General features: G+C 74.2%; 12 protein-coding genes. 5 read left to right on the forward strand and 7 right to left on the reverse strand.

Annotated features, from left to right (window positions below; genetic code table 11):
• Positions 1-97 precede the first annotated feature (97 nt).
• Together O2W53_RS11695 and O2W53_RS11700 are read right to left on the reverse strand one after the other, a co-directional pair.
• On the reverse strand, positions 98-418 hold the full coding sequence (locus O2W53_RS11695) for a winged helix-turn-helix domain-containing protein (RefSeq protein WP_269163206.1): 321 nt from the start codon (positions 416-418) through the stop codon (positions 98-100).
• Positions 415-1,458: a TerC family protein gene (locus tag O2W53_RS11700; RefSeq protein ID WP_269163207.1), complete on the reverse strand. Its 1,044-nt coding sequence runs from the start codon at positions 1,456-1,458 to the stop codon at positions 415-417. The genes O2W53_RS11695 and O2W53_RS11700 overlap by 4 nt, the downstream gene beginning before the upstream one ends.
• Before the next feature lie 313 nt (positions 1,459-1,771).
• Here O2W53_RS11700 and O2W53_RS11705 point away from each other — a divergent pair, with 313 nt between their 5' ends.
• The gene (locus tag O2W53_RS11705) at positions 1,772-2,407 is read left to right on the forward strand and encodes a CBS domain-containing protein (RefSeq protein WP_269163208.1); all 636 of its coding nucleotides are present in this window, start codon (positions 1,772-1,774) and stop codon (positions 2,405-2,407) included.
• A gap of 145 nt (positions 2,408-2,552) precedes the next feature.
• Here the strand turns inward: O2W53_RS11705 and O2W53_RS11710 are convergent, their stop codons facing one another.
• Together O2W53_RS11710 and O2W53_RS11715 are read right to left on the reverse strand one after the other, a co-directional pair.
• A complete protein-coding gene (locus O2W53_RS11710) occupies positions 2,553-5,144 on the reverse strand; it encodes a SpoIIE family protein phosphatase (protein ID WP_269163209.1) in 2,592 nt (863 codons plus the stop codon).
• A 261-nt stretch (positions 5,145-5,405) separates the two neighbouring features.
• Positions 5,406-5,762: an ATP-binding protein gene (locus O2W53_RS11715; RefSeq protein ID WP_269163210.1), complete on the reverse strand. Its 357-nt coding sequence runs from the start codon at positions 5,760-5,762 to the stop codon at positions 5,406-5,408.
• Between the two features lie 534 nt (positions 5,763-6,296).
• Between O2W53_RS11715 and O2W53_RS11720 the strand changes: the two genes are divergently transcribed.
• Complete coding sequence (locus O2W53_RS11720) at positions 6,297-6,854, forward strand: flavodoxin domain-containing protein (RefSeq protein WP_269163211.1); 558 nt, start codon at positions 6,297-6,299, stop codon at positions 6,852-6,854.
• 57 nt (positions 6,855-6,911) lie between these two features.
• Here O2W53_RS11720 and O2W53_RS11725 read toward each other — a convergent pair whose 3' ends face one another.
• Complete coding sequence (locus O2W53_RS11725; protein ID WP_269163212.1) at positions 6,912-7,586, reverse strand: universal stress protein; 675 nt, start codon at positions 7,584-7,586, stop codon at positions 6,912-6,914.
• A 199-nt stretch (positions 7,587-7,785) separates the two neighbouring features.
• Here O2W53_RS11725 and adhP point away from each other — a divergent pair, with 199 nt between their 5' ends.
• Complete coding sequence (gene adhP, locus O2W53_RS11730; RefSeq protein WP_269163213.1) at positions 7,786-8,796, forward strand: alcohol dehydrogenase AdhP; 1,011 nt, start codon at positions 7,786-7,788, stop codon at positions 8,794-8,796.
• 48 nt (positions 8,797-8,844) lie between these two features.
• Here adhP and O2W53_RS11735 read toward each other — a convergent pair whose 3' ends face one another.
• Positions 8,845-9,369, reverse strand: a complete 525-nt coding sequence (locus tag O2W53_RS11735; protein ID WP_269163214.1) for a helix-hairpin-helix domain-containing protein — start codon at positions 9,367-9,369, stop codon at positions 8,845-8,847.
• A 99-nt stretch (positions 9,370-9,468) separates the two neighbouring features.
• On the opposite strand from O2W53_RS11735, the gene O2W53_RS11740 reads away from it, so the two are divergent.
• Positions 9,469-10,176 (forward strand): class I SAM-dependent methyltransferase, encoded by a 708-nt coding sequence (locus O2W53_RS11740; protein ID WP_269163215.1) that lies wholly within the window; start codon positions 9,469-9,471, stop codon positions 10,174-10,176.
• Between the two features lie 12 nt (positions 10,177-10,188).
• Here O2W53_RS11740 and O2W53_RS11745 read toward each other — a convergent pair whose 3' ends face one another.
• On the reverse strand, positions 10,189-11,388 hold the full coding sequence (locus O2W53_RS11745; protein WP_269163216.1) for an NAD(P)/FAD-dependent oxidoreductase: 1,200 nt from the start codon (positions 11,386-11,388) through the stop codon (positions 10,189-10,191).
• 176 nt (positions 11,389-11,564) lie between these two features.
• On the opposite strand from O2W53_RS11745, the gene O2W53_RS11750 reads away from it, so the two are divergent.
• Positions 11,565-12,737: an MFS transporter gene (locus tag O2W53_RS11750; protein ID WP_269163217.1), complete on the forward strand. Its 1,173-nt coding sequence runs from the start codon at positions 11,565-11,567 to the stop codon at positions 12,735-12,737.
• Positions 12,738-12,760: the final 23 nt, after the last annotated feature.

Consider the following 12,760-nt stretch of genomic DNA (forward strand, 5'->3'; position numbering starts at 1 on the left):
AGGATGCGGCCGGTCGGGGAGCCAGCCGCTCCTCCCGAGGTCTTCCTGACCGCGCGGTCAGGAACACCCGCAGCCTAGGTGGCCGGAGTGGCGCACGTCACTGTCCGGCTGCGTCGCCGGTGACCCCTGACGGCGGTGGGCCACCGAAGATGGCCAGCAGTTCGTCCACCTCGTGGGCCGCCGCCGCGGGGTGCCGGAACGGCTGGTGCGGCTGCACGGTGTAGTGCGTTCGGCGGCCGACCCGCGTCCGCCGCACGTACCCGGTGTCCTCCAGGTCGCGGAGGATCGCCAGCGCAGCGCGGGGCGAGATGCCCACCTGCGCGGCGATCTCCGCGACCCGGAGGTCGGGGGCGCCGGCGACGGCCAGCAGGACGTGCCCGTGGTTGGTCAGGAACGTCCACCGCCGCTCACCGGTCATCGCCCGCCGTGCCCCTCTCCCGTCGCGTCCACCCGCTGCCGCCGCCAGGTCGGCTCCAGCGCCGCCGTCTCCTCCGCCGAGGCGACCCGGAAGGGCGCAGCGGCCCCGGATGCCACCGGCGCCCGGCCCTGACCACGCGTCGCCCGCAGGCTGGCCACGACCGACACCCCGATGATCGTGGCGACGACGGCCAGGGAGACCGTCGTCGGCACGTAGAACAGGTCGACCTTCAGCATCATCTTGACCCCGACCCAGACCAGCACCAGCGCCAGGCCGGCCTTGAGGTACACGAACCGGTGCATCAGGTCGGCGAGCAGGAAGTACATCGCGCGCAGGCCCAGGACGGCGAAGGCGTTGGCGGTGAACACCAGGAACGGCTCGTCGGTGACCGCGAAGATCGCCGGGATCGAGTCGACCGCGAAGACGACGTCGGTGACCTCGATGACCACCAGCACGGCGAGCAGCGGCGTGGCGACCAGTCGCCCGCCCATCCGCACCACGAGGCGCTGGCCGTGGTACGCGTCGGTCATCGGCACGAAGCGGCGGAAGGCGCGCAGCGCCCGCGACCGCTCCGGGTCCAGGTGCTCGTTGCGCTGCCGGGCCATCCGGACGCCGGTGACCAGCAGGAACGCCGCGAAGACGTACAGCACCCAGCTGAAGCTGGCGATGAGCACCGAGCCGGCGGCGATGAAGATGCCGCGGAACACCAGGGCACCGAGGACGCCGAGGAAGAGCACCCGGTGCTGGTACTCCCGGGGCACGGCGAAGTACGTCAGCACGATCGCCCAGACGAAGACGTTGTCCACGGCGAGCGACTTCTCGATCAGGTAGCCGGCGAAGTACTGCTGGCCGTACTCGCTCCCCGCCTGCCACCAGACGACGGCGCCGAACGCGACGCCGAGCGCGACCCAGACGGCCGACCAGCCGGCGGCCTCCCGCACGCCGATCACGTGCGCGTTCCGGTGGGCGAAGAGGTCGACGGCGAGCATGACGAGGATGACCGCCAGCACGGCGAGCCAGATCCAGAGGGGGACGTCCACAGGGCACCTTCCGGTCAGGTTGCGACCGGAGGTCTCCCCCGCTCCCGGACACCTGCCCAGGAGCTCCATCCCGCCGGGCCACGAGGGCCGTGCTGACGACGAGGTGGCCTCGGGGTACTCCCCTCCACGACGAGGACAAGTGAAGCAGACTTCACCTGTTCCCGCCAGAGCGGAGAGCCCGGCAGCTGGGCGAGCCCGTCCCCGGTCGGGCCCGAGGACCCTGCCGGGACGCCGCCGAGGGCTCTACCGTCGGGGACGCACCGCCGAAGGACGCCGCTGGGGAACTGGAGGAGCCGTGCAGGTCAGGGACGTGATGACACACGAGGTGGTGACCGTGGGGCCGGACACCTCGGCGAAGTACGCGGCCGAGGTCATGGCCGAGCGGGGCTTCGCCGCCCTGCCGGTGGTCGACGACGGCGGCACGGTGATCGGGATCGTCGCCGAGGCCGACGTCCTCCGGGACCGGCTGCCGCCCGACCCGCGGCTCCACCTCCGCCGGTCGCCCGTGCCCGACGCGCCACCGGCCCTGCTCGTACGCGGGGTGATGACGACGTCGGTCCACACGGTGCCGGTGACCGCGGACGTGTCCGACGTGGCGCGGTTGTTCGTCGACGCCCGGCTGCGCAGCGTGCCGGTGCTGGACGGGGAACGACTGGCGGGCATCGTCAGCCGCCGGGATCTGCTGCGCCCGCTGGCCCGCCCGGACGAGGAGATCCGGGCCGACCTGCTCCGGCTGGTGGAGAGCTACACGCAGGAGACCGGCAGCTGGGCGGTGGAGGTCGCCGAGGGCGTCGCGACCGTCCGACGGTCCCGCGGCACCCCGGACACCGACGACGAGCGGGCCACCGTCGAGACCCTCGCCCGGACCGTCCCCGGCGTGGTGGCAGCGCGCGTGCCCACCGACGTCCTCGGCTCCGACACCGACCCAGGCAGCGCCACACCGCAGTGATCTCGGGGGGGTCCCCGATGCGACGCCGTCCCCGCACCTCCCGAGCAAGGCGACTCCACGCGCTGAGACCGATGAACTGATCCGTGGCGTCGCGGATTCGCCACCCTGCACCACCCACTGGTCCTGACGCCGCAAGGCGGCTGGGTCACTCGGCGGGGACGTTGGGCGGGATCCGGTGCGGCCCGGCCTCGGCCGGCCGCGGCCGGTCCTGTGGGTGCAGCCGGACGGCGATGAGAGCCACGTCGTCGTCCGGTGTGCCCGGGAGCATGCGGGCGAGGACCGTGTCGCACAGCTCGTCGAGGTCTGAGCCGGCGAGTTCGACCAGGACTGCCTGCAGCTGTGCGGTGCCGGTGTCGAGGTCCTGGTCCCGACGCTCGACCAGCCCGTCGGTGTACAGCAGGAGGACGCTGTCCCGCCCGACCTCGACCTGCGACTCCCGTCGCGCGGTGGACGGGTCGACGCCCAGCATCAGGTCAGCGCGGTCGTGGGCCAGGATCTCCACGCGCCCGTCTGGATGGATCACCATCGGTGGCGGATGCCCGGCGTTGGACCAGTGCACCCGGGTCGTGCCGGCTGCCCGTTCCGGGTCCGTCTGCTCCAGCCTGGCGACCGCAGCGGTGGCCAGGATGTGTGACTGCAGGGTCTCCATCACCTGGTCGGCCTGGCTCAGCACCGTGGCAGGTCCGTCGTGGTCATGGGCGCCCAGGGTGCGCACGATGGTGCGCAGCTGCCCCATCGCCGCCGCCGCTTCGGTGTCATGGCCGGCGACGTCCCCGATGGCGAGCACCACCGCCCCGTCGGGTTGGAGGAACGCGTCATAGAAGTCCCCACCGACCTGCGCGGCCTGGGAAGCCGGCACGTAACGCACCACGATCTGCCCGTGGTCGGGCTGCGGGGGTGCGGTGAGCAGGGACCGCTGCAGTCCCTCGGCCACGTCACGCTGCTGCCGGTACAGCCGGGCGTTGTCCAGCACCAGACCGGCGCGGTCGGCGATGTTCCGCGCGGTGACCAGGTCCTCGGGGGCGAACGCGCCCCGGGCGGTGCCGTTGGCCAGAGTGAGCAACCCCACCGGGCCGTCGCGCCCGGGCAATGGCAGGACGGCGACGGCCTCGGGGGCCAGGTCGGCGAGCAGGTCACGCACCGGGCCGGCAGTGATCATCGGCAGCACCTGCGCGGTCGCGCCGGAGTCGACGAGCTGCATCTGCCCGCTGGTCAGCGCGCGGACGAGGATGGAGTCGTCATCCAGCGAGCTCAGCCACGCCTCGGCGTAGGCGGAGGTGGTGTCCCGACGATCGGGGTCGGTGTGCCAGCACGACGCCGTGCGCATCCCGCGACGGGAGCCGGCGGCCCGGTCGTCCTCGCTGCTGGTCACGACGCACCAGTCGGCGACCGCTGGGACGACCAGCTGCGCCAGCCGCTGCGCGGCCTCATCGCCGTCCAGGGTCGCCGACAGGTCCTCGGTGATGCGGGACAGCAGCTGCTCCCGGGCAGCCACCTGCTCGGCCTGCTGCTGGGCCACCACGCGGGAGGTGATGTCGACGAAGTGCAGCACCAGACCCGACGGGCTGGGCACCGCTCTCACCTCCACCCAGATGTTCAGAGGTCTGGGGTAGTAGGCATCGAAGACGACCGGCTGTCCGGTGGCCGCGGCGGTCCGGTAGTTCTGCTCGAAGACGCTCCCCACCCCGGCAGGGAACACCTCCCACATGTTCTGACCGAGCATCTGCCACCGCGGGAGGCCGAGGATGCGCTCGGCCTCACGGTTGACGTGGGTCATCACCCAGTCGGTGTCCAGTGCTATGAACCCGACAGCCATCTCGTCCACGATCTGAGCCGCCCGCTCCTGCGGCTCGCGGGTCGAGGTGCTGTCGTGCACCACGCCGACCAGCCGCCGACCCGACTCCCCGTCGTCACCGACCACCTCGCCGCGGGCGGCGACCCACCGGTGCGAGCCGTCGGCCAGGGCGATGCGGTACTCCGCTTCGTAGGTGCCGCCGGCCTCGATGGCGTACCGCACCCCGGCGACGACGTCGTCGACGTCGTCGGGGTGGACGTGGGCGTAGACGTCATCGGGGCGACCGGAGAACGAGGCCCGGTCCATCCCCGACAGCTCCAGCAGGCGGTCGTCGACGGTCAGTGCACCGGAACCCAGGTCCAAGGCGAAGGTGCCCACCTGACCGGCGTCCAGAGCCAGCGTCCGCACAGACCGGTCGGCGTCCTGCTCCGCCCGGAGCTCCCGCGCCTCGGCCGCGGCCACCGCGGTGCGGTGCTGGGCTTGGCGCAGCTGCAGCTCCGAGCTGCACGCCCCGGCCAGGTCGGTGAGCACCGCCAGGTCCTCATCCGTCCACGTACGCGGCTCGCTGTCGATGGCGCACAACGACCCCACGACCACACCGTCGGCGTCGGTCAGCGGGATCCCGGCGTAGGCGATGACGTGGAGGTCGGGGATCGCCAGGTTGTCCGCGACCAGCGGGTCGATGCGAGCGTCGCCGATCACCAGCGGCTCGCCCGATCGGACCACGTGCTGGCAGAACGAGTGGCTCAGCGGAGTGCATCGCGTCGATTGCCAGGGTTCGGGCAGCCCGATCGCTCCGGGGAAAACCTGCTCGTGCGCCGACACCATCGTGACCAGCGAGACCGGCACGCCCAGCTGCCGGCGGACCAGTCGGGCGAACCGCTCGAACGCCGGATCAGATGCGGCGGGTAGGGAGGAGATCAGAGGCAGCGAGCCGGTCACGCGTCCCCTTCGCGGGCGGACACCCATCAGCCGACGTCCCGTCCAGTGGCCTTCGATGTTACCGGCACGATCAAGCCGCTGGACCGTCGGTCAGCGGGCCCGAAGACCAGACCGCGTTTCCAGAAGGGCCCACCGTCATCCAGGACGCCGCACCGGTGGCACGTCAGCAGGGGGGCTGGCCGAGAGCTCCGTGGTCCTGGGTGGCGGCCGTTACGCGTTCCGGCCTCATGGACGGCGGTGCTGAGCCCGCCGTCCATGACCTCAGGCGGCGGTGTCCACGTTCACGTAGGCCCACACGTGCTTGCGGTCTGCCGTGACCGACCAGCCGTAGTCACCGCACAGCCGAGAGATGAGGTGCAGGCCGAGGCCGCCGAAGGCCGGATCCCGGTCCACCGCCGGGGTCGGTGCATGGTCAGGCGCGGCGTCGGTGACGTCGATCAGCCAGCCGTTGCCTGCGGCAGTGACCGCTGCCTGGACCGGCGGCTGCCCGTGCTTGAAGCCATTGGACGCGAGTTCCTCGTAGGCCAGCAGCAGGCACTCGATGCCCTCGGATATGTCACCCGGTGGCACGCCCGCGCCCAGGACATTGGCTCGGAGGTCCAACCGCGAGCGGGTCAAGTCGGCGGCCTGTTGCAGGTCCCAGGCCCACGGCGGTAGTTGATCTCTCAACGGCCCCGGGAGTGCTCGTTCCGACCAGAGTGGTGCATCCATGTGTCGCGCGCTCCAGATCCCACGATGCGGTGGGAGTTCATCCGACGAGAGAGCCAGTACAAGCTTCCCGAGCCGTAGGCTTGACTCATCGGCCGCTCGCCGTCGGTAGTTGCGACGTTACGCTAGCGGGGAAGCAGCACCGGCAGAGTCCGCTGCGCTGCCACTCCGACCTGATCCTGAGCCCGGGAGCAGGTCGACCACCGCAGTGTTCCCGCCGGACCCATCCAGAACGCCGACGCCCGGACCGTCCCGGGCGTCGTGGCCGCGCGCGTGCTGCCCGAGGGCCAGGGACAGGCAGCCGGCCCCCGGGCTGATCGCCCCGACGCAGCCACGGGTCGAAGGTCCTGGGCAGCCGGGACCCGGGACCCCGGCGCGGACCGCCCCGGTGCGCCGACGCTCGCACGAGCACGCCCGTCCGGTCCGCTGCCGAGAGGAACGACGATGAGCACACACCCGCCGCGGGTCCTGGTGACCGTCGCGAGCCGGCACGGCTCCACCGCCGAGATCGCCGCCGCGGTCGTCCGGCACCTGCAGGAGTCGCCGGCCGGTCGTCGCTGCGGACTCCGCGCGGTCGCCGTCCCGGTGGAGCGCCGCCCCGACCCCTCGTCCTACGACGCCGTCGTGCTGGGCAGTGCGGTCTACGCCGGCCGGTGGCTGGAGCCCGCCCGGCACTACGCCGCCGAACACGCCACCGCACTGCGGGGCCGGCCGGTCTGGCTGCTGAGCAGCGGTCCGATCGGCGCACCGCCCTTCCCACCGGACGAGCCGCACGACGCCGAGCCGATCGGCGCGTCCGTGGGCGCCCGTGGACACCGGGTGCTGCCCGGGCGACTGGACCGGGCCCTGCTCGGGATCGGCGAGCTGGCCCTGGTGACCGCGCTGCGCGCCCCGGTCGGCGACTTCCGCGACTGGGCGGCCACGCAGGCGTGGGTGGAGGAGATCGCCGAGGCGCTCGCCGGCGCGGTGAGCTCCTCGGCGCCGCCCTCCTCGCCGTCCTGAGGCCAGCTCCGTCGCCGTCCTGAGGCCAGCTCCGTCGCCGTCCTGAGGCCGGCTCCGTCAGGAGCGGTGGACCGGGCGCGTGGCCTGGCCGGTGGTCCGGTCGACGGGCTGGTGGCCCGCGGCGGCGGGCGGGAACACCACCGGGACGCCGGCCTCGTGCGCCAGCCGCTCGGCGACGCTGCCCAGCAGCCGGCGGGAGAAGCCCCGTCCGCGGCGCCCCAGCACGAGGACGTCGGCGGCCTCGGCCCGGGCGATCTCCAGCAGCACCCGGGCGGGCTGTCCGCAGCCGATCTCCAGCACGGCACCCTCGGGCAGCCAGCCCGCCCGGTCGGTGAGCAGGTCGTGGGCGGCCCGCCGCCGGGGGTCGTCCGGGAACTCGGCCGCATCGGGGTCGAGCACGCTCACCAGGACGAAGGCCGCCCCACCGCCGGCGAACAGCCGCCCCGCCTCCCGTACCGCCTGGTCCGACTCGGCGGAGCCGTCCACGCCCACGACGACGGTCAGCCGGTCCGGGTCCTCGTTCCGGGGGCTCCCCTCCCCGCGCTCCAGCACCGCGACGTCCCGCCGGGCCCGTTCGGCGGCGATCGGGATGAACAGCGGACCCAGCACGGCGCCCATCAGGTACCACCCCCAGTGGCGGTAGCCCTGCCGGGCGAGCAACACCACCACGGCGGCGAGCCCGGCCAGGACCCAGAGGGCGATGACGATGGCGACGTAGGCGACGGTCTCCACGAGGCGCTCCGTTCCAGTGCGACGAGTCGGGCCGGACGGCGGCGGGTGCGCTGCCGCCCGCACCCTCCAGGCTCCCCACCCCGGGGACCGGGCACAGGGGGCACTCGTCCTGCCTGCCTGGGACGTTGGCCCCTGCCGGTCGGCACCCAGCACCGGGATCGTCGACGCCGACACTCCCGTCGTCGAAACGGAGATCACCATGAAGGCCGCCGTCGTCACCGAACTCGGTGCCCCCCTCCAGGTCCAGGACGTGCCCGTCCCCCAGCCGGGGCCAGGTCAGGTGCTGGTCCGGATCGAGGCCAGCGGCCTGTGCCACACCGACATCCACGCTGCGCGCGGCGACTGGCCGGTCAAGCCCACTCCCCCGTTCGTGCCCGGGCACGAGGGGATCGGCGTCGTCGAGGAGCTGGGCGAGGGCGTGACCTCCCGGGCGATCGGTGACCGCGTCGCGATCGCCTGGCTGGGGTCGGCCTGCGGGGAGTGCCGGCACTGCATCGGCGGCTGGGAGACCCTGTGCGAGTCCCAGCAGAACTCCGGCTACTCCGTCGACGGGGCGCTGGCCGAGTACGCCGTCGTCGCCGCCGACTTCGCCACCCCGGTCCCCGAGGGCGTCTCCAGTCTGGACGCCGCACCCCTGACCTGCGCCGGGGTCACCACCTACAAGGCGATCAAGGTGGCCGGCGTCGCCCCGGCCGAGACCGTCGCCGTCTTCGGCATCGGCGGGCTGGGCCACCTGGCCCTGCAGTACGCCCGGATCGCCGGCGGCTTCGTCATCGCCGTCGACGTCCAGGACGACAAGCTGCAGATGGCCCGCGAGCTCGGCGCCGACGAGGTGGTCAACGCGGCCACCACCGACCCCGTCGCCGCGATCCAGGCGCTCGGCGGCGCCGACGTCGCGGTCGCACTCGCCGCCGCACCGGCGTCGTTCGACCAGGCCTACCGGTCGCTGCGCCGCGGCGGCCGGCTGGTCTGCGTGGCCCTGCCCGCCGACGGCACGATGCAGCTGCCGATCTTCGACACCGTGCTGTCCGGCAAGTCCGTGATCGGCTCGATCGTCGGCACCCGCAACGACCTCGCCGACGTCTTCGCCCTGCACGCCGCCGGCCGCACGAAGGTCATCACGGTCGACCGCAAGCTCGACGACGTCAACGAGGCGATGGCCGACGTGCTCGCCGGACACGTCCCCGCCCGCATCGTCTTCCAGCTCTGACCGCCGCGGCGCCTGATCGGCGCGGCGCCAGGAGGCGTCGGGTGCCGGTCAGTCGCCGAGCAACCGGCGCAGCGACGTCCGGACCGACCACCGGGCCACCCGCAGCGGGACACCCGCCGCAGCGATCGCCAGGTGCACACCCCACCGCAGCAGGTCGCTGTACTCCGCCGGAGGCGCATGCCCCCCCGGTGCGGGCCGGGGATCAGGCGCCGGCTCGGCCGCGGGTGCAGCCGGCGGTGGGGCGGGGGCGAGCACGTCGAACGCGGTGCGCCGCCGTGGGTCCCGGAGCGACTCGAAGGACGGGATCGCCGGCGCATCCGGCGACTCCTCCTCGACCGGCTCCGGCTCCGCGGCCCCCACGGAGCCGGTGGACGGCTCGGGCACCACGGCGCGGATCGCGGCGAGCGACCCCGGGCCCAGGCCGGCGATCGCGGCCAGCTCGGCCCGGGTGAGCGCCGCCAGCTCGGCCACGCTGTCGACCCCCGCGCGGTTCAGCACGGTCACCGTTCGCGGCGGCAGGCCCAGCTCGCGGAGGGTCGCTCCGGGCACACCGCTCGGCGTCCTGTTCGACATGGGGCCAACGTAACGCCGCCGGACGCCACCTGGACGCGCGCCCCGGCCCGCCGACGACGTCGGATCGCCGTCCGGGCCGACTCCTGCCACCCTGACCGCGTGACCGGGGTCGAGCGCGAGACCATCCAGCGGACAGCGAGCGACCGGTCCTACGCCGGTCACTCCGTGCACGCCGCCCCGGGGGTGCACGAGTACGCGGTCACCCTGGTGCAGGCGGCCCTCCCGGACGGCGGGCGGGTGCTGGAGGTGGGCGCCGGGTGCGGTGCGCTGGCGCTGCGCCTGCGGGACGCCGGCTTCGAGGTGGTGCCGACCGACCTCGAGCCGCCGCACGACTGGATCGCCCGGCTCGACCTGGACCACCCGGAGCTGACCGACGAGACGCGCGGCCCCTTCGACATCGTGGTGTGCGTCGAGACCCTGGAGCACGTGGAGAACCCGCGGCAGGTGCTCCGGTCGATCCGGTCGATGCTGCGGGTCGGGGACCGCCTGCTGGTGAGCACCCCGAACGTCACCCACCCGCACTCGCTGCTGAAGACGGTGCTGCGGGGCGCCCCGGTGTTCTTCGGACCCGGGCACTACTACCAGCCCGGGCACATCACGCTGCTCCCCGACTGGATGCTGACCGAGCACGTCCGCCAGGCCGGGTTCGACCAGCTGGAGGTCCGGACCGCCGGCTCGATGGAGTACCACGGGCTCCGCCGCCTGGTCCACCGGGTGGAGCTCCGGCTGCTCCGGCTCATCGGGCTGCGGGCACACCCCGCGGACGGCGAGGGGATCTGCGTGTTCGTCACCGCCGTCGCGGTCTGAGCACCGGGCGGGTCAGCCGGGCGCGGGGAACGAGCGGTCGCCGAAGAGGATGCGCCGCGCTGCGGCCTGTCCCACCGGGGTGCGCAGCGCGGTGAAGGCCGCGGTCGCCATGGCCGGGGTGCGCACCTGGGCCAGCCCCCGGCGCAGCAGCAGCCGCCCGCGGAAGCTCGTGCGCAGCGCCGCGCCGTCGTACCGGTCGAGCGCCTCGGGCCGGCCGGTCCGCAGGGCCTCGTCCAGCACGTCGGCGGCGTGCTCGGACAAACGCAGGCAGGGGTCGAGGCCGCCGGCGGTGAGCGGGGAGACCGCGCCCGCGGCGTCCCCCACGAGCAGCCCGTCGGCGCAGACGATCCGGCGCAGCAGCCCGCCGACCGGGATCGGGCCCCCGCGCAGTTCGACGTCGTCCGGCCGCGGCACCCCGGACAGGCCGGGGGCACGGGCGCCGAACCGCTGCACGGCCTGGCGGAGCCCGTCGGGGAAGCGGTCGGCGTAGCCGGCCACCCCCACGTGGGCGTGCTGCCCGTCGTTGACCACCCAGGCCAGGTAGCCGGGCGCCAGGGAGGGGTCGAGCACGCAGTGGAAGGCCGGGGGCTCCGCGCTGCCGGGCACGGCGAAGACCTCCTCGGCGCCGACCAGCAGGTGCCGGTTGCGGTCCAGGCCCAGGTCCCGCGCGACCCGGGAGCGGGCGCCGTCGGCACCGACCACGAACCGGGCGCGCACCCGGACCGGGCCGTCCGGGCCGGTCAGCAGCGAGTGGTCCGCCCCTCGACCGGAGTACCGGGTGCCGAGCGCCAGCCGCACGCCGGCGTCGGTCGCGGCGCGGGCGGCGGCCCGGTACAGCCCGCCCATGTCGCCCACCCGGTACTCGTCGCGGCCGCTGTCCAGCGTCACCGGGCGGCGCAGTGACGGCGGGTGGAGCACCACCCGCCGGATCGGCGGCCCGAGGCAGTCGGGCGGCAGCGGGAAGTCGTCGAGGGTCTTGCGGACGAAGATCCCGGTCGTCCGGATCGCGCCGCTGAGGCCGGGACGCCGCTCGGCCAGCAGCACGTCGTGGCCGCGCCGGGCGAGCAGGGTGGCGGCGTGCAGCCCGGCCAGCCCGGCGCCGACGACCAGGACGTCGACCGTCTCGGTGCGCAGGGACCCGCCGGAGCCGGATCCCGGACGCCGGGACGGGGAGGCCGGGGGCGGTAGCACCGGGCGCGGATCGGTCGACATGCATTGATCCTCGACTGCAACCTATCGAGAGTCAATCGACACGCCACGACGTCGGCCTGCCCGTGGCGGCACCGGCGGGCCACCAGGGCCGCGGGACCCGCCCGTCGACGACGGCTGTCCCCGGACACCGGCCCATCGGGCGGGGCCGGGCTCCGGTGGCCGGTAGCGTGCCGGGGATGTCGGCGGACACCCTCCAGCGGGACCCTGCGCGGCGACGGCTGGACGCGTTGACCTTCGGGCTGTTCACCGTCGCCCTGGGCACCAACATCCCCACGCCGCTGTTGTTGGTCTACCGGCGCACGCTGGACCTCTCCGACGCCGACGTCACCGCCGTCTTCGGCTGCTACGCGATCGGCCTCATCGCCGCGCTGACCCTGTCCGGGCCCGCCTCGGACCGGTTCGGCCGGCGGGCCCTGGTCCTGCCGTTCGCCGTGCTCGCCGGCCTGGTCTCCCTGCTGTTCCTGCCTGCCGTCGACCACCTGCCGCTGCTCTACGCCGGGCGGCTGCTGCAGGGCGTCGTCTCCGGGGTGGTCTTCTCCGTGGCCAACGCCTGGCTGCAGGAGCTGGCCGGCCCGGACGGCCAGCAGTCGGCGGCCACCCGGGGCGCGGTGTCCACGTCGCTGGGCTTCGCCGTCGCACCGGCGATGAGCGGGCTGCTCGCCCAGTACGGCCCGGCCCCGACGACGCTGCCGTACCTGGTGCACGTCGCCGTCCTGGTCGTCGGGCTGGGTGCGCTGGCCACCGTGCCGGAGACGGTGCAGGCCCGCTCCGGCGGCAAGCTGATGACGCTGGGCCTGCCCCCGGAGGCCCGCCGCCCCTTCTGGGCGGTGCTGGCCCCCACCGCCGTCGGGGTGTTCGCCTTCCCCACGATCGCGGCGACGCTCCTGCCGCTGCTGGTGGTCCCCGACGGGGTGGGCGTCGCCTACGCCGGGCTGGTCGCGGGGCTGGCGCTGGGCGCCAGCGCGGTCGCCGCCCGGCTCGGCCGGCGCGCGGCCCGGGGCGCGGCACCGCTGGGGATGGTGCTCGCCGCGGCCGGGCACGCCCTCGGCGTCGCGGCGATCGTCACCGAGTCCGAGGCGCTGCTGCTCCCCTCGGCGGCGCTGCTCGGCGGTGCGGGTGGGCTCTGCCTCACCGCCGGGCTGACCCTCACCGCCCGGCTGGCGCCCCCGCACGCCCGGGGCGCGATGAACAGCGCCTTCTACGCCTTCGCCTACGCCGGGTTCGGCACCCCGCTGCTGCTGGCCTGGCTGGGCTCGACCTTCGGCACGGTCCCGGCGATGACCGCCTTCCTCGCCGTCCCGGTCGCGCTGGCCGGCTGGCTGTGGCTGGAGCTCCGGCGTCGCGGCTGACGGACCCTTGCCTCCCCGCCGTG

It is taken from the genome of Modestobacter sp. VKM Ac-2978, assembly GCF_026968025.1.
Taxonomy (GTDB): Bacteria; Actinomycetota; Actinomycetes; order Mycobacteriales; family Geodermatophilaceae; genus Modestobacter.

What these genes read in the sequence shown, in the direction of transcription:
- adhP (WP_269163213.1), top strand. Translation starts at nt 7,786, where the DNA reads ATGAAGGCCGCCGTCGTCACCGAACTCGGTGCCCCCCTCCAGGTCCAG.
- O2W53_RS11705 (WP_269163208.1), top strand. Translation starts at nt 1,772, where the DNA reads ATGACACACGAGGTGGTGACCGTGGGGCCGGACACCTCGGCGAAGTAC.
- O2W53_RS11745 (WP_269163216.1), bottom strand. Translation starts at nt 11,388, where the DNA reads ATGTCGACCGATCCGCGCCCGGTGCTACCGCCCCCGGCCTCCCCGTCC.
- O2W53_RS11735 (WP_269163214.1), bottom strand. Translation starts at nt 9,369, where the DNA reads ATGTCGAACAGGACGCCGAGCGGTGTGCCCGGAGCGACCCTCCGCGAG.
- O2W53_RS11720 (WP_269163211.1), top strand. Translation starts at nt 6,297, where the DNA reads ATGAGCACACACCCGCCGCGGGTCCTGGTGACCGTCGCGAGCCGGCAC.
- O2W53_RS11695 (WP_269163206.1), bottom strand. Translation starts at nt 418, where the DNA reads ATGACCGGTGAGCGGCGGTGGACGTTCCTGACCAACCACGGGCACGTC.
- O2W53_RS11750 (WP_269163217.1), top strand. Translation starts at nt 11,565, where the DNA reads ATGTCGGCGGACACCCTCCAGCGGGACCCTGCGCGGCGACGGCTGGAC.